The sequence below is a fragment of the Dactylosporangium sp. CA-092794 genome, from assembly GCF_050948465.1.
Lineage (GTDB): Bacteria > Actinomycetota > Actinomycetes > Mycobacteriales > Micromonosporaceae > Dactylosporangium.
Window position 1 is genome coordinate 6,947,028 of sequence record NZ_CP192044.1, and the last position, 19,086, is coordinate 6,966,113.

22 protein-coding genes are annotated in these 19,086 nt (G+C 72.1%); 5 read left to right on the plus strand and 17 right to left on the minus strand.

Annotated elements, in window-relative coordinates:
• The 6 genes from ACQPXD_RS29575 to ACQPXD_RS29600 all read right to left on the minus strand — a co-directional run bounded on the left by ACQPXD_RS29575 (position 1) and on the right by ACQPXD_RS29600 (position 5,699).
• Positions 1-834: an ABC transporter permease gene (locus ACQPXD_RS29575; protein ID WP_432824586.1), complete on the minus strand. Its 834-nt coding sequence runs from the start codon at positions 832-834 to the stop codon at positions 1-3.
• Complete coding sequence (locus ACQPXD_RS29580) at positions 831-1,727, minus strand: ABC transporter permease (RefSeq protein WP_432824587.1); 897 nt, start codon at positions 1,725-1,727, stop codon at positions 831-833. Before ACQPXD_RS29580 ends, ACQPXD_RS29575 begins: the two co-directional genes overlap by 4 nt.
• Positions 1,727-2,785, minus strand: a complete 1,059-nt coding sequence (locus tag ACQPXD_RS29585; RefSeq protein WP_432824588.1) for an ABC transporter ATP-binding protein — start codon at positions 2,783-2,785, stop codon at positions 1,727-1,729. The genes ACQPXD_RS29580 and ACQPXD_RS29585 overlap by 1 nt, the downstream gene beginning before the upstream one ends.
• On the minus strand, positions 2,782-3,993 hold the full coding sequence (locus tag ACQPXD_RS29590; protein WP_432824589.1) for an ABC transporter substrate-binding protein: 1,212 nt from the start codon (positions 3,991-3,993) through the stop codon (positions 2,782-2,784). The genes ACQPXD_RS29585 and ACQPXD_RS29590 overlap by 4 nt, the downstream gene beginning before the upstream one ends.
• Positions 3,994-4,019: 26 nt before the next feature.
• A complete protein-coding gene (locus ACQPXD_RS29595) occupies positions 4,020-5,000 on the minus strand; it encodes a LacI family DNA-binding transcriptional regulator (protein ID WP_432824590.1) in 981 nt (326 codons plus the stop codon).
• Between the two features lie 117 nt (positions 5,001-5,117).
• On the minus strand, positions 5,118-5,699 hold the full coding sequence (locus tag ACQPXD_RS29600; protein WP_432824591.1) for a DUF2231 domain-containing protein: 582 nt from the start codon (positions 5,697-5,699) through the stop codon (positions 5,118-5,120).
• Between the two features lie 69 nt (positions 5,700-5,768).
• Between ACQPXD_RS29600 and ACQPXD_RS29605 the strand changes: the two genes are divergently transcribed.
• Entirely contained in the window at positions 5,769-5,993 is a 225-nt protein-coding gene (locus ACQPXD_RS29605; protein ID WP_432824592.1) for a hypothetical protein, read from the plus strand.
• 10 nt (positions 5,994-6,003) lie between these two features.
• Here ACQPXD_RS29605 and ACQPXD_RS29610 read toward each other — a convergent pair whose 3' ends face one another.
• Together ACQPXD_RS29610 and ACQPXD_RS29615 are read right to left on the minus strand one after the other, a co-directional pair.
• Positions 6,004-6,333: an STAS domain-containing protein gene (locus tag ACQPXD_RS29610; RefSeq protein WP_432824593.1), complete on the minus strand. Its 330-nt coding sequence runs from the start codon at positions 6,331-6,333 to the stop codon at positions 6,004-6,006.
• A 163-nt stretch (positions 6,334-6,496) separates the two neighbouring features.
• A complete protein-coding gene (locus ACQPXD_RS29615) occupies positions 6,497-7,357 on the minus strand; it encodes an oxidoreductase (RefSeq protein ID WP_432824594.1) in 861 nt (286 codons plus the stop codon).
• 103 nt (positions 7,358-7,460) lie between these two features.
• Here ACQPXD_RS29615 and ACQPXD_RS29620 point away from each other — a divergent pair, with 103 nt between their 5' ends.
• On the plus strand, positions 7,461-8,285 hold the full coding sequence (locus ACQPXD_RS29620) for a helix-turn-helix domain-containing protein (protein WP_432824595.1): 825 nt from the start codon (positions 7,461-7,463) through the stop codon (positions 8,283-8,285).
• A gap of 46 nt (positions 8,286-8,331) precedes the next feature.
• Here the strand turns inward: ACQPXD_RS29620 and ACQPXD_RS29625 are convergent, their stop codons facing one another.
• A complete protein-coding gene (locus ACQPXD_RS29625; protein ID WP_432824596.1) occupies positions 8,332-8,763 on the minus strand; it encodes a PRC-barrel domain-containing protein in 432 nt (143 codons plus the stop codon).
• A 133-nt stretch (positions 8,764-8,896) separates the two neighbouring features.
• Between ACQPXD_RS29625 and ACQPXD_RS29630 the strand changes: the two genes are divergently transcribed.
• Positions 8,897-9,289: a VOC family protein gene (locus tag ACQPXD_RS29630; protein ID WP_432824597.1), complete on the plus strand. Its 393-nt coding sequence runs from the start codon at positions 8,897-8,899 to the stop codon at positions 9,287-9,289.
• Positions 9,290-9,816: 527 nt separating this feature from the next.
• On the opposite strand, the gene ACQPXD_RS29635 is transcribed toward ACQPXD_RS29630, so the two are convergent.
• The 8 genes from ACQPXD_RS29635 to ACQPXD_RS29670 form a co-directional block, all read right to left on the minus strand.
• Complete coding sequence (locus ACQPXD_RS29635; protein WP_432824598.1) at positions 9,817-10,857, minus strand: PDR/VanB family oxidoreductase; 1,041 nt, start codon at positions 10,855-10,857, stop codon at positions 9,817-9,819.
• Positions 10,858-10,885: 28 nt separating this feature from the next.
• Positions 10,886-11,881: a hypothetical protein gene (locus tag ACQPXD_RS29640; RefSeq protein ID WP_432824599.1), complete on the minus strand. Its 996-nt coding sequence runs from the start codon at positions 11,879-11,881 to the stop codon at positions 10,886-10,888.
• A 12-nt stretch (positions 11,882-11,893) separates the two neighbouring features.
• A complete protein-coding gene (locus ACQPXD_RS29645) occupies positions 11,894-12,559 on the minus strand; it encodes an RraA family protein (protein WP_432824600.1) in 666 nt (221 codons plus the stop codon).
• Positions 12,552-12,944, minus strand: a complete 393-nt coding sequence (locus ACQPXD_RS29650) for a RidA family protein (RefSeq protein ID WP_432824601.1) — start codon at positions 12,942-12,944, stop codon at positions 12,552-12,554. Before ACQPXD_RS29650 ends, ACQPXD_RS29645 begins: the two co-directional genes overlap by 8 nt.
• A 101-nt stretch (positions 12,945-13,045) precedes the next feature.
• Positions 13,046-13,717: a GntR family transcriptional regulator gene (locus ACQPXD_RS29655; RefSeq protein ID WP_432824602.1), complete on the minus strand. Its 672-nt coding sequence runs from the start codon at positions 13,715-13,717 to the stop codon at positions 13,046-13,048.
• Positions 13,714-14,466 carry an RraA family protein gene (locus ACQPXD_RS29660; RefSeq protein ID WP_432824603.1) on the minus strand — a complete coding sequence of 251 codons (753 nt, stop codon included), beginning with the start codon at positions 14,464-14,466 and terminating at the stop codon, positions 13,714-13,716. Before ACQPXD_RS29660 ends, ACQPXD_RS29655 begins: the two co-directional genes overlap by 4 nt.
• Positions 14,463-15,158 carry an RraA family protein gene (locus ACQPXD_RS29665; protein ID WP_432824604.1) on the minus strand — a complete coding sequence of 232 codons (696 nt, stop codon included), beginning with the start codon at positions 15,156-15,158 and terminating at the stop codon, positions 14,463-14,465. Before ACQPXD_RS29665 ends, ACQPXD_RS29660 begins: the two co-directional genes overlap by 4 nt.
• Positions 15,159-15,200: 42 nt before the next feature.
• A complete protein-coding gene (locus ACQPXD_RS29670) occupies positions 15,201-16,211 on the minus strand; it encodes an amidohydrolase family protein (RefSeq protein WP_432824605.1) in 1,011 nt (336 codons plus the stop codon).
• Between the two features lie 401 nt (positions 16,212-16,612).
• On the opposite strand from ACQPXD_RS29670, the gene ACQPXD_RS29675 reads away from it, so the two are divergent.
• Positions 16,613-17,863, plus strand: a complete 1,251-nt coding sequence (locus ACQPXD_RS29675; protein WP_432824606.1) for a Rieske 2Fe-2S domain-containing protein — start codon at positions 16,613-16,615, stop codon at positions 17,861-17,863.
• Positions 17,856-19,085, plus strand: coding sequence for a Gfo/Idh/MocA family protein (locus tag ACQPXD_RS29680; RefSeq protein WP_432824607.1), 1,230 nt, complete (start codon positions 17,856-17,858; stop codon positions 19,083-19,085). Before ACQPXD_RS29675 ends, ACQPXD_RS29680 begins: the two co-directional genes overlap by 8 nt.
• The last annotated feature ends 1 nt before the right edge of the window (position 19,086 follow it).

A 19,086-nucleotide genomic window follows, 5' to 3' on the forward strand; every position in this document is an offset into this window, starting at 1 on the left:
TCAGTCGGCCTCCTCACGGACCCGGGCGACGAGCTGGGTGGGATTGACGATGCGCAGCGCCAGGACGAGCAGCACGAGCATCGTCGCCGTGTACACCACGGCCATCGCGTCGATGCTCTGCTGGGCGCGGATGCCCGGGGACGCCATCTCGGCGTACAACTTGACGACCAGCGTCGAGGATTCCTCGTCCGCGGTCAGGAACGTGAGCTCGAACATGCCGATGGTGCGCACCAGCACCAGGATCGACGCGGCCAGGATGCCGGGGACGAGCAGCGGGGCGAGGATGCGCGCGAACACCTGGCCGGTGCGGGCGCCGCACATCCGGGCGGCCCGCTCGATCGCGGGGTCGATCTGCTCGATGAACGGGGTCATGGTGAGGATGACGAACGGCACCGACGGCACCAGGTTGGCCAGGATGACCCCGGAGAGGTGGCCGGCGAGGTCGTACTTGTACAGCACCGTCGCGAGCGGGATGCCGTACGTCATCGGCGGCATGAGGATCGGCAGCAGGAACGCGAGGTAGACGATCCGCTGCCCCGGGAAGCGCCGCCGGGCCAGCACGTAGGCGGCGGGCACGCCGACGAGCAGCGAGATCACCACGACCGCCAGGGACACCTCCAGGGTGACCACGAGCACGTGCAGCAGCCCGAACTCGTCCCACGCCTGGGAGTACCACTGCGTCGTGAAGCCCTGCGGGAACCAGGTGTCGAACCAGCGCGTGCCGAAGGAGCTGACCAGCACCGAGCCGACCACGCCGGCGAGGTTGAGCAGGAAGAAGATGACCGCGCCCCACACGATCCAGGCGGCGGGGCGGGCCACGATGCGCCGGTTCATCCCTTGCCTCCCGTCGGCCCGGTGTACAGCAGGGACCGGCCGCCGAGCACCGCGCCGATCACGACGAGCTCGACCAGGCCCATGACGATCGCGATCGCGGAGCCCTTGGCGAAGTCGTAGTGCTGGTAGCGGGCCTGCCAGGCGGCGTAGGCAATGACCCGGGTCTCCCCCGCCGGGTCGCCGACCAGCACCGCGGACGGGAAGACGCTGTAGGCGAGCACGAACGTGAGGCAGAACGTGGTGGCCAGGCCCGGTGCGAGCAGCGGCAGGGTGATCCGGCGGAACCGCTGCCACCAGCCGGCGCCGAGCGTCGCCGCGGCCCGCTCCAGGCTCGGGTCGATGCCGGACAGGTAGGACAGCACCAGCAGGAACGCGAACGGGAACCCGGTGATGACCAGCGACAGGAACACGCCCCACGAGTTGTGCACCAGCCGGATCGGCTCGTGGATGAGCCCGATGTCGAGCAGGGTGCGGTTGAGCCAGCCGGTCGGGCCGAGGTAGTTGAGCAGGCCCTGGGCGGTGAGCACCGTGCCGAGCGTGATCGGTACCACCAGGATGGTCGTCACGGCCCGCTTGCCGCGGAACCGGCCGCGCATCCGGTAGGCGATCGGCACCGACGCGGCGACGTTGAACACCGCGGCGGGCAGCGCGATGCGCAGCGTCGTCCAGATGGTGGCGCGGTCGTAGGCGTCGGCGAAGAAGCTGCGGTACGCCTCGAGCGGGCCGCCCTGCTCGGGCTGGAACGACAGGCCGACACCGTAGGCGAACGGGTAGATGAACAGCAGCGCGACGAACGCGGCGGCCGGGGCGAGCAGCCACAGCTGCCGGTCGACGCCGCGCTCGGCGAGGCGGTGACGCAGGGCGGCCCGCTGCGGCAGGACGGTGTCCGCCATCACGCCTCCCGCGGCGCTGGGTAGACGAGCAGGTGCGCGGGGTCGGCGGTGACCGTGACCGGGTCGTCCGGGGCCAGCCGCGCGGTGGTGCGCAGGTGCAGCACGAGCCCGTCGGGAGTGCGGGCCTCCACCGCCATTTCGCGGCCTTGGTACTCCACGACGTCCACGACGCAGCGCAGCCCCCGCTCGGCGGGCTTGAGATGCTCGGGCCGCACCGCGGCGATCACGTCGTCGCCGGGCCGGACGTCACCGACCGCGGTGCCGGCGAACTCGACCCCCTCCACGGCGAGCGCGACCCGGTCGCCGGAGACCTGCCCGGCGCGCACCGGCAGCAGGTTGCGGAAGCCCATGAAGTCGGCCACGTGCGGGTTGGCGGGACGGGTGTGCAGCTCCTCGGGGGTGCCGATTTGCTGCACCCGACCGGACCGCAGCACGACCAGCCGGTCGGCCAGCGACAGCGCCTCCTCCTGGTCGTGGGTGACGTAGACGGTGGTGAGGCCGAGGCGCTGGTGCAGCCGGCGGATCTCGGTGCGCATCTCCAGGCGCAGCTTGGCGTCGAGGTTGGACAGCGGCTCGTCCATGAGGACCAGCGACGGCGACACCACGACGGCGCGGGCGATCGCGACCCGCTGCTGCTGGCCGCCGGAGAGCTGGCCGGGCAGCTTCCCCGCGTGCTCCTCCAGGCGGACCAGCCGGATCGCCTCGTCGGTGCGCTTGCGGACCTCGGCCCGGGGCAGCCGGCGCATCTGCAGCCCGAAGGCGATGTTGCTGCGCACGCTCAGGTGCGGAAACAGCGCGTAGTTCTGGAACACCATGCCGAACCCGCGCCGCTCCGGCGGCAGCGTGTCGAGGCGCCGCTCGTCGAGCCAGATGCTGCCGGCCGACAGCGGCAGCAGCCCGGCCAGGCAGTTCAGGGCGGTGGACTTGCCGCAGCCGGACGGGCCGAGCAGGGCGATGAACTCGCCCCGGCGGATGTCCAGGCTGAGGCCCGCCAGGGCGGCGTGCCCGGCGAAGCGCCGGGTCACGCCGTCGAGGCGGAGCGTCGCGAACTCGCTCACTTGTTCACCTTCGCGCCGCCGATCTCGCGGTCCCACTTGTCGAACGCGGCGACGAGGGCCTTGGCGTCCAGCGGCACCTCGAGCGGGTTGCCGGCGATCAGCTGGTCGTACTCGGGCCGGCCGTAGTCGGCGATCGCCTTCTGGCTGTCCGCGGGCGCCATCGACAGCGGCACGTCCTTGATCGCCGGGCCCGGGTAGAAGTACCCCTTGTCGTAGGCCTTGGCCTGCTGCTCCCTGGTGAGCATGGACTGCAGCAGCAACAGGATCGCGGACTGCTTGTCGGCGGAGACACCCTTGGGCACGACCACGTAGTGCGCGTCGGTGACCCAGTGGAAGCCGGACAGGGAGCCGATCGCCGCCTCCTTCGGCACCTGGCCGAGCACCCGCGGGTTGATGTCCCAGCCGGTCGTGCTCGCGATGATCTTCGCGCTGCCGTTGGCCAGGCTCTTCATCGTCTCGCTCGTCGTCGACGGATACAGCGTGACGTACTTGTTGAGCTCCGCCAGATACGCCCAGGTCTTCTCCCAGCCGTTGACCGGATCCTTCGGGTCCTTGTCCCCCAGCAGGTACGGCAGGCCCATGAGCAGCGTGCGGCCGGGCCCGGAGTTGGCCGGCCGGGCGTACTGCACGGCGCCGGGATTGGCCTTGGCGTAGTCCAGCAGCTCCTGCGCGGTCTTCGGCGGGTTCGGCACCTTCGCCGGCAGGTACTCGATGAGCGGCCCGGACGGGTAGTAGGTGACGGTGACGCCGTACTGCCCGGCGAGCTTCTGCATCGCCTGCGCGCCCGGCAGGTAGTCGCTCATCGCCGTGAGCCGGCTGGTGAACGGCTCGAACGACAGCCACAGGCCCTGGTCGATGCCGGCGGCGAGCCCGTCGACGCCGGTCAGCACCAGATCGATGTCGACCCGGCCGGCGTCCTGCTGCGCCTTGATCTTCCCGGCCAGCTCCGGAGCGGTCGCCTTCGAGTACGTCACCTTCGAGATGACGCCGGAGTTCTTCGACACGAACTCGTCGATCATGCCCTGGGTGAGCTGCAGGTTTCCGGCCACGTCGAGGATGTTCAGGCTGACCGGGGCGGAGGGCTTGTCCGGCACGGGCACACCCGCGGACTCGGCGGCCTGGCCGCCCGGCTTGTCAGGGGCACCGCACGCGGTGAGCAGCGTTGCGGACAGGAGCAGGGCGCCGAGCCGGCGCCGGCTGAGGGACATGGCGGTTCCCTTCCAGGTGGGGGTGTCTATCGGTGCGGCGCGGCTCCGGTGGAGTCGCGGACCATGAGGTGTGACTCGAGCTCGCGCCGCGCGACGGCGCGGCCGGGGTCCTGCAGCAGGCCCAGGAGCAGCTCGACCCCGGCCCGGCCGGTCTGCTCCTTGGGCTGGGCCAGGGTGGTCAGCGCCGGCGTCACCATCTCCGACAGCACGATGTCGTCGAAGCCCATGACACTGATCCGCTCGGGCACCGCGACCCCGCGGGCCGCGAACCGGCGCAGCATGCCGACCGCGACCAGGTCGTTGTAGCCGAGCACGGCGGTCACCCCGGTGGCCAGCACCTGGTCGGCGACGGCGACCCCGCCGGCGAAGCGGGGCGCCACGTTGCCGGTCTCGACCAGCTCCACACCGGCCGCCCCGCACGCCTGGCGCAGCAGCCGCAGCCGCTCCCGGTTGGACCACGACGCCCGCGGCCCGGCCACATAGGCGATGCGGCGGTGGCCGAGGGCGGTCAGGTGGGCGACGGCCTGCCGGATGCCCTCGGTGTTGTTGACGGTGACCGACGGCATCCGCCCGATCCGCCGGTTGAGCACGACCATCGGCGTCTCACCGGTCAGCGAGCGCACGTCGTCCTCGCTCATCCGCGGCGAGCACAGGATGATGCCGTCGACCTGCTTGCTGAGCTTGCGCACCACGTCGGCCTCGGCACCGCGGTCCTCGTCGGTGTCGGCGAGGAACACCGCGTAGTCGAACTCCTGGGCGCGGCCCTGCACGCCCTTGACCACGCCCGGGAAATACGGGTTGGTCAGATCGGGCACGATCAGGCCGAGGTTGCCGGTGCGGCCGGTGATCAGCCCCCGGGCGGCCCGGTTGGGCTGGTAGCCCAGCGCGTCGGCGGCCTGCTGCACCCGCCGGCGGGTCTCGGCCCGCACCAGCCCCGGGGTGGCCAGCGCGCGGCTGACGGTCGCCGGCGAAACCCCGGCGGCCCGCGCCACATCCTTGATCGTCACCGGCACCGACGGCCTCCTCATCGAGCACCGTCGAGTCTGCAAACCTTTTCATAAGGTTGTCAAGACCGGCCCGGCGACCGCCGCCCCTACCGGGCCGGCGTCACCTGAAATCGTTTGTCACATGCGACCGCCCCGGGCCGCCTCGGCGGTGTGGTCGGCCACGACCGCCGGCGGCAGCACCGGCTCCGGGATGTCGGCCAGATGGAAGGCGAGGTGGCCGCCGAGGTACGCGCCGGTGCCCGCGACGCCCAGCCCCGCGTACGACAACACCCGGCCCAACCGGTGCGCGCCGCCCAGCCGGGCCGCCAGCGACACCGCATACAGGCCGGCCGCCGTGACGTTGGCGGCGGCGTGCACGACCGCGACCCGGCGCTGCCGGCGGGTCAGCGTCGCGTAGTCCGACCAGCCGGTCACCGCGGCCGGCAGCGCGGCGACCGTGCCCGTGCCCACCAGCAGCGCGGCCGCGCGCCGCGCGCCGGGCGTGTCCCGGTCCGGCGCGGCGTCCAGCACGGCCGCGCTCAGCCACGCGCCGACCGGGGCGTGCACCACCGCCGGGTGCAACGGATGGCCGTACCACACCCCGTGCAGCGCCGAACCGACCCGGCCCCGCCCGACCGTCGCCCGGGCCACCCGCCACAACGCGCCCGCCACCCCGTCGAGCCCGCCCGCGTCCTCCAGCATCGCCACCAGTCTGCGCATGACCCCCGGCTTCCCGGCCATGCGGCGACGAAACGTTTGCGCCGGCGACCGTCCGGGCAGCAGTCGTCCATGACCACGATCAGCGCCGACGACATCCGCGCCCTGGCCCGGTCCGACGACGCCGACCCGGCGCTCGCCATGGACGACGGCGGCGTACGGCTCGTGCCGCACGCGGCCGACACCGGCGGCCACATCGTCTACACCAAGGCCGACCTGGTCCGCGACTACGGCGAGGAGATCACCGACGTGCAGGCCGAGGTCCTCGCCGCCGGCCTCACCGCGCAACTGGCCTGACGAGCCCGGCTCACTCGGTCAGCGTCTTGAGCACGCCGGTGATCTCCAGGACCCGGCGCACCATCCCCTGCGCGTTGGCCACGCTCAGCACCGCACCCTGCGCCGCCGCCGAACGGTAGGCGCTCACCAGCGCCGCGATCCCGGTCGAGTCCAGCAGCGTCAGCCGATCCAGGTCCACCACGATCTCCGCCGCCCCCGGCACCGCCAGGGCCCGATCGAGGGCCTGGCGCAGCCGCGGCTCGGTGGCCAGGTCCACGACCCCGAGGAGCCGCACCACCACCCGTAACCCTCCGCCCTCACCGGGAAGGGCGGTCTGCTCGGTAACGAGCTGGCTGTCCATCGCCCTCCGTCCACGGCCGTGTGTGAGAGCAATATACTCACGCTTGCTTGCCGCGCGACAACTAACCCGCCCCGGTGGAGCGGGCCCCTGCGACGCGTCATATTACAGCCACGAACGGACGGCCCGGCGGCCGACCGCCAGGTGTCGAAACGGCATCTGGGTGTCAGACACCGTCGAGCTCGGCCACCACCTCCGCCGGCAGCTCGAGCCGCGCGCCCGCCACGTTCTGCCGCAGGTGCGCCACCGACGACGTACCCGGAATCAGCAGGATGTTCGGCGAGCGGTGCAGCAGCCACGCCAGCGCCACCGACAACGGCGTGCTGTCCAGCCGCGCCGCGATCGCCTGCAAGGCCGCCGACTGCAGCGGCGAGAACCCGCCCAGCGGGAAGTACGGCACATACGCGATGCCCTGCGCCGCGGTCAGCTCCACCAGCGTGTCATCGCCCCGCCGCGCGACGTTGTACAGGTTCTGCACACACACCACCGGCGCGATCGCCTGCGCCTCGGCCAGCTGCTCGGCGGTCACCGTGCTGAGCCCCAGGTGCCGGATCAACCCCCGCTCACGCAGCTCCGCCAGCGCCCCGAACTGCTCCGCGATCGAACCCGGCTCCGGCTCCTCCACCCCGCCCACCCGCAGGTTCACCACGTCCAGGACATCCAGCCCCAGATTGCGCAGGTTGTCGTGCACCTGCTCACGCAGCTCGGCCGGCGTCCGCGCGTGCGGCCAGCCACCGGTCTCGTCCCGGCGCGCGCCGACCTTCGTCACGATGCGCAGATCCGCCGGGTACGGCGACAGCGCCTCCCGGATGATCTCATTCGTGACGTGCGGGCCGTAGAAGTCCGCCGTGTCGATGTGATTGATGCCCAGCCCCACGGCGGCGCGCAACACCGCGACCGCCTCCTCGCGGTCCTTCGGCGGGCCGAACACCCCCGGACCGGCCAGCTGCATCGCGCCGTAGCCGAACCGGTTGAGCTCCAGATCCGCGACGCGGTAGGCGCCGCCGGGAAGATCACTCGTCGTCATGCCTCCACCATGCGACCCGCCGCTCCGCCCGGGCAGAGCTCCACCGATCCTGGGAGTGCCAGGACCAGGATGCGGTACCCTGCCCACCCCCTACCATGGGACCGTGACCAGGACCAACGCGCTCGGCGACTACCTGCGCGCCCGGCGCGCGCTGGTCGACCCGGCCGACGCCGGCCTCCGCGTGGTCGGCGTGCGCCGCACCCCCGGCCTGCGCCGCGAGGAGGTCGCCACCCTCGCCGGCATCAGCGCCGACTACTACCTGCGCCTCGAGCAGGGCCGCGACCGCAACCCCTCACCCCAGGTCCTCGACGCCCTCGCCCGCGTCTTCGGCCTCGACGCCGAGGCCACCCACTACCTCATGAGCCTCTCCGCCGCCCGCCCCCGCGCACCGCGCCGGCCCCGCCGCGAGACCGTCCCGACCGGCATCCGCCAGCTGCTCGACGTCCTGGCCCTCCCCGCGTTCGTGGAGAGCCGCATGTTCGAGGTCCTCGCCGCCAACCGGCTCGCCACCGCCCTGTCGCCGAGCATCCGCCCCGGCCTCAACCGGCTCCGCGCCATGTTCCTCGACCCCGGCGAACGCGACCTGCACCCGGACTGGGAACAGGCCATCGCCGGCATGGTCGCCGCCTTCCGCACCTCGCTCGGCACCGACGCCGACGACCCGCGCATCGAACAACTCGTCGGCGAGCTGTCCCTGGCCAGCGAGCACTTCCGCGCCCTGTGGGCCCGCCACGACGTCAAGGCCCTGGCCGGCGCCCCGGTCCGCATGCGCCACCCGGACGTCGGCGACCTGGAACTGCGCCGCGAGAAGCTCACGATCGGCGACACCGGCGGCCAGCTCCTGGTCATCTACCACGCCGAGCCCGGCTCCCCCACCGAGCGCGCCCTCGCGCTGCTCGGCTCCCTCGCCGCCAGCTCCCTGGCATAAAGGGGCGGGCCGCGCCACCCGGCACGGCCCGCCACCCGGGAGGGGATCAGATCCCGCGCTCGTAGCCGGAGGCGTAGTAGTCGCCGACCTTGTCGCGGTACTCCGTGGTACGGAACGTGTCCTGGTCGTACTCCGGAGAGTCCTTGATCTGGTCCTTGGTCCGGTCGACATACACCTTCCGCTCGGCGTGGTCGATGTGGTCCACCACGCCGGCCGGCAGGAGCACCTTCCGGCCGAAGATCCACGGCCCGGTGTCAACCACGAGCCAGGCGTCGCCCACCTCGTAGCTGGCCTCGTCGATGGAGCCGATGTGGCCGTCGGTCGCCTCGACCTTGTACCCGGAAAGGTCCAGGTCGGCCCGCCGCTCCGCCGCGACGTCATCCATGCCGCCTGGCACGGTGCGATCGTCCGGATAGCGGGCGGTCAGGCCCTCCGGGTCGCGCCAGGCCCACGGTACGAACGGTGTCATGGGTTGCATCAGAGCCTCCTTTCACTCTGCGGTAGGTCTACCCATCCACCGCCGTCCCAACCGCCGCACATAGGTCCCCCGCCACGTCGTCTTTCGCATCCTAGGACCCTAGGATCCAAAGTGCCCGCATACGCTCACCCGCATGCAGGTCGATCTGGTCGCCATCGTGGTCGAGGACTACGACCCAGCCATCACGTTCTTCGTCGACGCCCTCGGCTTCGACTTGGTCGAGGACTCGCCGTCGCTGACGAACGACGGCCGCCCGAAGCGATGGGTGGTCGTCCGGCCGCCCGGCGGGCAGACCGGCATCCTGCTCGCCCGCGCCGACGGGGAGCATCAGGCCGCGGTCATCGGCAACCAGCTGGCCGGCCGAGTCGGGTTCTTCCTGCGCGTCGACGATTTCGATGCCGCCTACCAACGGATGACCGCCGCCGGCGTGCGGTTCGTGACCGCGCCGCGCCCGGAGCCCTACGGGCGCGTGGCGGTGTTCCTCGACGTCGCCGGAAACCGCTGGGACCTCCTCGGCCCCGCCTGACCGTCCCGGAACCCCGGCACTGGACCCCTCGTCGTCGCCGTCACGGCGACGGCGTTCGCCAGCCGGACGGGCCGCCGGCTGGCGGCCGGCCCGCGCGGGTCGACCCCGGCCCAAGGGCGGCGCGGATGTTTCGGATATATCACCCGATGGGCGAAATATCCGACAAGCAGGGCGGGTGAATGTCTCCGGGATCATGATGCCCGCGCCGGCCGCACCACGGGTTTGCCATGATCCCGGAGACTTTCGGTACACGGGGGTACATGGACACTCCGTGATCATGAAAAACCGTTGGTGTCGGCGGCGGGTGCAGCATGATCGCGGAGACTTCCGGTCACTGCGCCACGCAGCGCCCGCCGTGTGCGTCTGGGCGGGCGCGGCCCGCGGGAGGTCCCAACGCGGCCGCCGGCGAGAGCCGCAAAGTCGGGGGCCTGTTTGACGCGCTCGTGGAGGCGCGCGCCACGCAGGCCGCCGTCGTCGGCTGGCTGGCCCGCATCCTGGGCCGCTAGGCCCGGTCGTGGCCGGGGCTGTCAGAGGTCCAGCACCAGCCTCGGCGACTTCGAGCGGCCCACGCAGATCATCATCGTGGCGCCGCGGGCCCGCTCCTCCGGAGTGAAGATGTCGTCGCGGTGGTCCGCAACGCCCTCGAGCACCTTGGTCTCGCAGGTGCCGCAGTAGCCTTCCTCGCACGAGTACGGCACCGACGGCGCCACGTCGAGCACGACCGACAGCAGCGTGCGGTCCGGCGGCACGACCAGCGTCACGCCGGTGCGCCGCAGCTCGACCTCGAACTGCTCGCCCGTGCCGATCTCCTGCGCGACCGAGCCCTCCTTCGGCGCCTGCGACCCGAAGCGCTCCAGGCACAGCGTGTGACCGGTCCGCTCGCAGGCCTCCTCGGCCGCGCGCAGCAGCCCCTCCGGGCCGCAGGCGTAGACGACCGCGTCGGAGGGCGCCTGCGCCACCGCGCCGGCCAGGTCGAGCAGCCCGTGCACGTCCTGGGGCAGGATCTGCCCGGGGGCGGCGCCGAGGGCGAGCAGCTCGTCGACGAAGGCCATGTGCCGGCAGTCGCGGCCGCCGTACAGCAGCCGCCAGCTGCCGCCCTCCCGGGCCACCTGGCGGACCATCGCGAGGATCGGCGTGATGCCGATGCCGCCGGCGAGGAACACATACGACGGGGCCGGGCGCAGCTCGAAGTGGTTGCGCGGGCCGCGGACGTCCAGCGTCCGGCCGACCAGCGCCGTGTCGTGCAGCTCGACCGAGCCGCCGCGGCCGCTGACCTCGCGCAGCACGGCGACGGTGTACGAGCGGCGGTCGGCCGGATCGCCGCACAGCGAGTACTGCCGGATCCGCCCGCTGGGCAGGGTCAGGTCCAGGTGCGCGCCGGGCTGCCACTCGGGCAGCTCGGCCCCGTCCGGATCGGTCAGGGTGATCGAGACGACGTCGGCCGCCTCGGCACGCACCTGCTTGACCAGCAGCGCCCGCGCGGTCAGCCGCGCGTCGGCGTCGGTGGCCGGCGCGGCCGAGCTGGGCACGGTTGGGGCGGGCCCGGCTGGGGTGGTCGCGACCGTCACCGAAGGCTCCCGGCCCGGGTGCGGGCGGTCATCGCCACACCCCGAACGCCATGCCCACGCCGGTGCCGCCGGTCGAGCGGTAGGCGGGCAGGTAGTCGAGCAGCTCCATCGGCCGCCCCTCCAGCGCCCCGCCGACCGCGATCCAGTTGAGGATCTCCGAGGTACCGGAGCGCATGTAGTCGCGCGGGATGTCGGTGAGCGACTCGGCCCGGTCCGCGGACAGCGCGTCGAGCACCCGCCGGTCGAGCTCCTCGTCGACCACGAAGTGGCTCAGGCCGCCGGAGGCCACGACCGCGACCGTGATGTCTTCCGGGTACGACTCGATCGCCCGCCGCAGCGTGCGGCCGAAGCGCAGGCAGCGGCCCGGCGACGGCTGGTTCGGCGGGTTGTACGTGTTGATCGCGACCGGCAGGATCGGGATCATCCGCTCGCCCATCATGCGGCGGCGCACGAAGGTGAAGGCGTGGCCGAGGGTCCGCCCGTAGGGCTGGCGGGTCACCGCGACCGGGTCGAACTCGGCGACGACCAGCTCGGTGAGCACGTGCAGCCCCAGCGCGGCCGGCACCTTGTAGGTCTCCCCCGTCTCGCTGTGCGCGGCCCACAGGGCGGCGCGCAGCCCGGCCGCCATCTCGCTCTTCTCCTCCTCGTCCGGCGGCACGTCGGAGACGGTCTCGCCGGCGAACACGGCGAAGGTCGGCATGCAGTCCTCGACGAACATCTCCTCCTGGTCGTCGCCGATCACGACGACGACGTCGGGGGCCGTCTCGGTGAGGATCCGCCCGAGCTGTGCGACGGCGGCCTGGCTGCGCCCGTGGATGTCGCTCCAGACCTCGGCGTTCAGCCGCCGCGGGTCGACGTTCCAGTCCGCGACGGCTTCCAGCTCGTCGTAGGTGTGGTACTGCCCGTCCCGGCCGAGCAGCAGCGGGTTGCGCCGGTCCCGGCCGGCGTGGTCCTGCCACCACTCGGTGGAGGTGCTCAGCTGCGGAGTGTGCGAGGTACCCAATCCCAGCACGATTCGCGCCATCGACGGCTCCTGTCAGGGTGTGTCCGACGCGGCGGAGCGCGTCTGAAGGGTGTGGTATCCGGCCGCGGCGCGGGCCTGTGACAGCGGCGTGCCGGACTCGACCTCCGCGCGAATCCGGTCCTCCTTGGCCTCGATCTCGCCCGCGACCCGCAGCACGTCCTCGGCCCGCTCGGCCGGCACGGCCACGACGCCGTCCTCGTCGCCGACGAGGATGTCGCCGGGGCGGACCCGGACCAGGCCCACGGTGACCGGGACCTGGGTGGCCACCATCTGCACGCGGTCCTTGCCGGTGCGCATCCAGTTGCCGCGGGCGAAGACGGGGTAGTCCAGCTCGCGGGAGCGGCGGCGGTCGCGGCAGACGCCGTCGATGACCGTGCCGCCGATGCCCCGCTGGGCCGCGACCAGGGTGAGGATGTCGCCCCAGACGGTGGCGTCGGTGCGCCCGGCGTTGTCGATGACGACGACGTCACCGGGCGTGACCTGCTCGATGTAGTCGCCGACGGTGCCGCCGTCGACGTCGACCGGCTGGTACTGCACCGTGAACGCCCGCCCGGCCAGGCGGAACGTGTGGCTCAGCGGGTGGATGCCGAACACCTGCCCGGCGATGCCGAGGCGGTCCAGGGCGTCGGACAGGGTCGGGGTGGAGAACTCGCCCAGCGCGGCGACGACGTCACGCATCGCCGGCCACCGCCTCGACGAGCAGCTGCACGAGGAACCCGGGCGGCAGCGCCCGGACGGTCGTGTGCCGGGCGGGCCGGTCGCCGGGGTCGGGGAACCAGGCGAGCCAGTGCTTGTTGATCTCACCGCGGAGGGCGTCGTCGGCGAGCAGGACCTCGAGGAAGACGATCCGCTCGAGGCCGAGGCCGGCCACCCGCAGCAGCGCCTCGACGTTGGCGAAGACCTGCGCCACCTGGGTCGCGCCGTCCTCGGCGAGCACGCCGGTGGCGGGGTCGCGGCCCATGACGCCGCTGGTGCGGAACACGTTGCCGACCTGGCTGGCCAGCGGGATGGGCGTGGCGCCGTGGTCCAGTCCCGGCAGCTCGAAAGTCTTGCGCTTGCCCACTGTTCGATTTCCTCCGTTATGTCGGTGCGCCGCCCCGGATGAGGGCGCGCCGCATCGCCCCGCCGGGCGGCGGGGTGGCGGTGGCGCGCGGTGGCCCGGGGTCAGCCCGTCGTGCGGGCCCGTTCCCGGATCATGGCGAGCGAGCCGGCGATGTGCTGGCGCATCGCCTCGGCCGCGGTCTCGGCATCCCGGTTGACCACGGCGCGGACGATGGACTTGTGCTCGCGGTGGGCCGACCTCGCGGTCTGCTTCGTGCGCAGCAGGATCAGCCGGTAGCGGTCGGTGCGGTCCCACAGCGTGTCGAGGATCTCCACGAGCGTGGGGTTGCCGCAGGCGACGTAGATGGCGCGGTGCATGGCCCGGTTGGCGTGCAGGTCGGCGACCGGGTCGTCGAAGGTCGGCGGCACGCAGAGCCGCTCGATCTCGCGCAGCTGCTCCTCGGTGGCCTGGGCGGCGGCGAAGGCGACGGCGAGGGGGTCGAGGGAGAGCCGCACCGCGTAGGTGTGCTCCAGCAGCTCCAGGGAGACCGGGGCGACGATCGTGTCGCGGTGCGACCGGCTGATCACCAGGCGCTCGGACTCGAGGCGGCGCAGCGCCTCGCGGATCGGCGTGGTCGACAGCCCGAGCCGGCTGGCGAGCGCCTCCTGGTCGAGCACCGCGCCGGGGGCGAGGATGCCCTCGAAGATCTCGTTGCGCAGCAGCGCGTAGGCCAGGTCCACCTTCGTCATCGGCGCGGCGGACACCGGCCCCCCGTAGGGAGAACTCCAGCTCATGCGCATCCCGCCTCTTGCACCGAATGCGTCATGTCGCGCTCCTGGGTAGTCGGTCCCGATGCCGCGTCGGGCGATCGGAGGTCGTCGAGGTCCCGCCCCGGCAGGTCGTACAGATCCAGCGTCCTGGCCCCGGCGTGGAGTTGCTTGATGATGTCATGCTCACGGTCGCGTCGTTGCCTGCCCAGGGCCACCACGTCGGCCAGGCGCGCCATGGGCAGGGCGAAGACGCCGTCGCCGTCGCCGAGGACGAAGTCGCCGCGGGAGATCGTGATGTCACCGACGCGGACCGGCTCGCCGAGCGTCCCGGCGCCGTCGGGATCCTTGCCGGTACCGCGGATGCACAGCCCCCGCGCGAAGACCGGCACGCCCACCGCGGCGAGCTCGTCGACGTCGCGGACGCAGCCGTCGATGATCGCGCCGGCGATCTCGCGCGCCGCCGCCGCGTAGGACAGCACCTCGCCCCAGTAGCCGAAGTCGAAGCCGCCGCCGGTCGAGACCACCAGGACGTCGCCGGGGCGGGCGGCGTAGACGGCGCGGTGCAGCCACAGGTTGTCGCCCGGCGGGGTGTACACCGGGAAGGCGGGGCCGGACGCGACGAGGCCCGGGGTCATCCGGACCACCGCGGGATCGACGACGCCGACCTGTCCGGCCGCCTCGTGCAGGGTGGCGGTGCCCAGCGCCGCGGCCGTGCGGAACAGCTCGGCCCACGGGTCCTCGCCGGCCGGGGGTGGCGGCGCCGCGCCGCTCATCGGGCACCGTCCTCGCCGGACAGCATGTGCTCGTACGCCCCGCCGAGGACCTCGGTGACGCCGCGCCCGTCGCGCAGCGCGGCCTGCATGCCGGCCTCCTTGCCGACGATGGCGCCGGCCCGCTCGAGGACGCGCTCGACGTGCTCGGCGGCGATCACGACCACGCCGGTGCCGTCGGCCACGACATAGTCGCCGGGGGCCACCGCGACGCCCGCGATGGTGACCGGGACCCCGCTGGCCAGCTCGTGGGCGCGGCCCCGGGCGGTGCGCACGGTGCTGGCCCGGGCGAAGACCGGGAAGCCCAGGCCGCGGGCCTCGTCCACGTCCCGGCAGGCCCCGTCGACCACCACGCCGGCCACCCCGCGGTGGGTCGCCGCGGCGCTGAGCAGGCCGCCCCAGGCGCCCATGGCGGTGCGGCCCTCGTTGGCGACCACGATCACGTCGTCGGGCCCGCAGGCGGCGATCGCGCGGGCGCCGAGATGGACCGGCGGCGCGTCGCGCGGCGCGGGTCCCTCCGCCATCCGCACGGGGTAGGCCCGCCCGGCGACCGTCGCACCCTCCCACACCGGGCGGATGCCGTCCACCACTCCGCTCAGCGACAGCGCGTCCAGCGCGTCCGACAGCACGCAGGTGTCCAGCTCACGCAGCCGGCTCACCACGGCGTGGCTCGGGTCGATTCCGACCGATGTCATAGTTCCTCCAGCGTTACAGGGAAGCTTCGCCGGCGCCCGGGCTCAGCCGTTGGACGCGATCTTCAGGCGCGGGAAGAGCTTCCGGGCGGACTCGGAGAAGATGAGCGCCCGCTCCTGCTCGCTGAGGAAGTCGAACCCCTCAATGACCGGCCGCAGGTCGTCGAAGTTGCGGCCGGTCGCCGGGTTGAACGCCGAGCCGCTGCCCGGGTTCTCGGTGCCGAACAGGACCCGGTCGGCGCCGACGGTCTTGAGCAGCAGCTCCAGCGACAGGGGATGGTGCAGCACGGTGTCGAAGTAGAAGCGGCGCAGCGCGACCTCGAACCGCTCGTTGTCCGCGTGCCCGCCGAGGCTGGGCAGCAGGCGCTCGGCCTGCCAGCGACCGATCTGGTAGGGCACCGAGCCGCCGCCATGCGCCACGATGATCTTCAGCGTCGGGAAGTCGGTGAAGACGTTCGAGCGCAGCATGCTGAGGATCGCGATCGACTCCTCGGTGATGAAGTGCTCGCTGTAGCTCTCCCGGCCGTTCTCGCAGCCGGAGGAGTGCACGAGCACCGGGACGTCGAGCTCGGCCAGCTTCTCGTAGAGCGGGTACCAGTAGCGGTTGCCCATGTCCGGCGAGTTGCCCTTGCCCTCGTAGGGGTCGGGGTTGAGCGAGACGCCGACGAAGCCGAGCTGCTCGACGGTGCGCTCCAGCTCACCGATGGCGTCGGTGACCGGGGAGCCGGCGCAGACCGGCAGGCCGGCGACGCCGGCGAAGCGGTTGGGATACAGCTCGACGGTGCGGGCGATCAGGTCGTTGTTCGCGGCGATCCACCAGTGGACGAGTTGGTCGGGCTTCTGCGACTGCATCTGGTGGAACGGGCGGGGGCAGAGCAGCTGCACGTCCGTGCCGACCTTGTCCATGATCGCGACGTTGCCGGCGGCGGAGGCGGCCAGGGCCTCGTCGCTGACGGCGGGCGAACCCTTGTGGTAGCCGCCGGACGCCAGCAGCGACGCGCGGTAGCCGTAGAACTCCGGTGGGGCGACAAGGTGAGCATGGATATCGATGATCACGAGTGACTCCTCGTCGGCGGACTGCGTGAGCTCGGTGGGATCCGCCCGGCCGGGCCGCAGGGGTTCGGGGGGCTGGCGCCACGAGATTTGCAGCCTATAGGCGACAATCTGTCGCGAGCAACCCCCGTTTTTCTCGATCTTCCGAACGCCCGAACCCTTGTGCCGAGGGGCGTCGTGTCGCATGCTTGGGAACCCATACGGGCACATCAGACCGCATGTGTGCGGCCGGCGTGGCCGAGATGCAACTGCAACCAGGCGGGCTCTTGACTACACCTACAGCCTATAAGTGAATGACGTTTATAGGCTGTAAAGCATAGGGAAGCGATCGCGATGGATGAGCTCGGTGCCGCCGCAGGCGCACCGCTCCCCGCCCTGTTCGACCGTTCGCATGGAGGAACCAGATGCTCAGTGCACAGCTCAACAAGCGCCTGACCGAAGTTGGACCCGGGACCCCGATGGGCGGCCTGCTGCGGTGTTACTGGCAGCCGGTGGCCGCCGTCGACGAGCTGCGCGACCGGCAGACCAAGAAGATTCGTATCCTCGGCGAGAACCTCGTGCTCTTCCGCCAGGCCGGCGGCGGCTACGGCCTCGTCGGCGAGCGCTGCATGCACCGCGGCTGCTCGCTCGAGCGGGGCATCCCCGACCCGCGCGGGCTGCGCTGCCCGTACCACGGCTGGCTCTACGGCGCGACCGGCGAGTGCCTCGAGCAGCCGGCCGAGGCCGACCACGCCACCTTCCGCGAGCGCGTCCGGATCGCCGCGTACCCGGTGCAGGAGCTCGGCGGCATGCTGTTCGCGTACCTGGGCGAGCAGCCCGCGCCGGTGCTGCCGCCGTTCGACGTGTACGTCTGGCCGGACTCGGTCCGCCAGATCGGCTACACGAAGCTGCCGGTCAACTGGCTGCAGCCGATGGAGAACTCGCTCGACCCGCACCACCTGGAGTGGCTGCACGGGCACTTCGGCGACTACGTGCTGACCCAGCAGGGCGAGAAGCCCTCGGCCGGCATCTCCCGTAAGACCCTGCGGATCGGCTTCGACCAGTTCGAGTGGGGCATCATCAAGCGGCGCGTCGTGGAGGGCACCACCGAGGAGGACGACGCCTGGAAGGTCGGGCACCCGATCGTCTTCCCGAACATCCTGCGGGTGGGCCGCAACGGCATCTACGGCTTCCAGATCCGGGTGCCCATCGACGACACCAACACCATGATCTGGTGGTACACCTGCTTCCGCCCGCGCGGCGTCGAGGTCCCTGAGCAGGAGCGCGTCCCCGTCTTCGAGATCCCCTACGCGGACGAGCACGGCGAGTTCATCCTCGACACCATCGAGGGCCAGGACATGATGGCCTGGGTCACCCAGGGCGAGATCGCCGACCGCACGACCGAGCACCTCGGCGCCTCCGACCGCGGCGTGGTCATGTACCGCCAGCTGCTGCAGGCGGAGATGGCCAAGCACGAGGACGGCAAGGACCCGATGGGCGTGATCCGGGAGGCCCCGACCGACGGCGTGATCGTGCTGCCGCAGGAGGAGGACCTCTACTACCGCACCGCCGACTCGCTGCGCGACGAGCTCCTGCGCGGGCCGGGCATGCGCTACAGCCCGATCACCGAGGAGATCATCGAGCTGTTCTCGCAGAACCCGGCCGAGAATGCCTGAGCCGAAGGCCGGCCGCGACCGCCGGATGCGGGTCGCCCTGATCGGGCTGGGGACCGCGAGCACGCAGATCGTGCCCGAGATCCTCAGCCACCCCAACCTCGACCTGGCCTCCGGGTGCGACACCCGCGAGGAGGCCCGCGACCAGTTCACGAACAAGTACGGCCTGCCGGCCTACGCCACCGTGGCGGAGATGGTCGCCGATCCCGGCGTCGACGCGGTCTACGTCGCCAGCCCCAACCGGTTCCACTGCGAGCACGTGACCACCGCGGCCGAGGCCGGCAAGGAGGTCATCGTCGAGAAGCCGATGGCGCTGTCCCTCGACGAGTGCGACGTCATGATCGACGCCTGCGACCGCAACGACGTGCGGCTGCTGGCGGGGCACACGCACAGCTTCGACGCGCCGATCGTGGCGATGTCGGAGCTGATCCGCCAGGGCGTCATCGGCGACGTCTACATGCTGCACAACTTCTACTACACCGACTGGCTGTTCCGCGGCCGGCTGCCCGAGGAGCTCGACACCGAGCTGGGCGGCGGCACCGTCTACCGCCAGGGCCCGCACTCGGTCGACATCGTGCGGCTGCTGGCCGGCTCGCCCGCCAAGAGCGTGCGGGCCGTGGTCAGCACCGCCGACGACGCGCACCCGACCGAGGGCGGGTTCGTCACGCTCATGACCTTCGAAAGCGGCGCCGTCGCGACGATCGTCTTCAGCGGGTACGCCTACTTCGACAGCAGCGAGCTCACCTTCGGCTACGGCGAGGCCGGCGCGCCGCGGTCGCCGTCGACGCACGCGGACGCCCGGCGGCTGATCGGCGGCCTCACGCCCGCGCAGGAGGCCCGCTACAAGGACTCCATGCGCTTCGGCGGCGACCGCGCCGGCGACTGGATGCGCGACGAGGTCGACGTCGACCCGGCCCTGCGCCGGCACCCGTTCTACGGCCTGACGGTGGTCAGCGGCACCAAGGGCGACCTGCGCCAGTACCCGGAGGGCGTGCGGATCTACGGCGCCGGCGGCGTGCGCGACATCGAGGTGCCGATGGCCTCGCTGGAGCGGGAGGCGGAGCTCGACGTGCTGTACAAGGCCTGGCGCGACGACACCGCCCTGCCGTCCCACGACGGGCGGTGGGCGAAGGCCAGCCTCGAGGTGCTGCTGGCCATCCGCGAGTCCAGCCGTACCGGCCGCGAGATCCAACTGTCGCACCAAGTCGGACCCACGGCGCACTGAG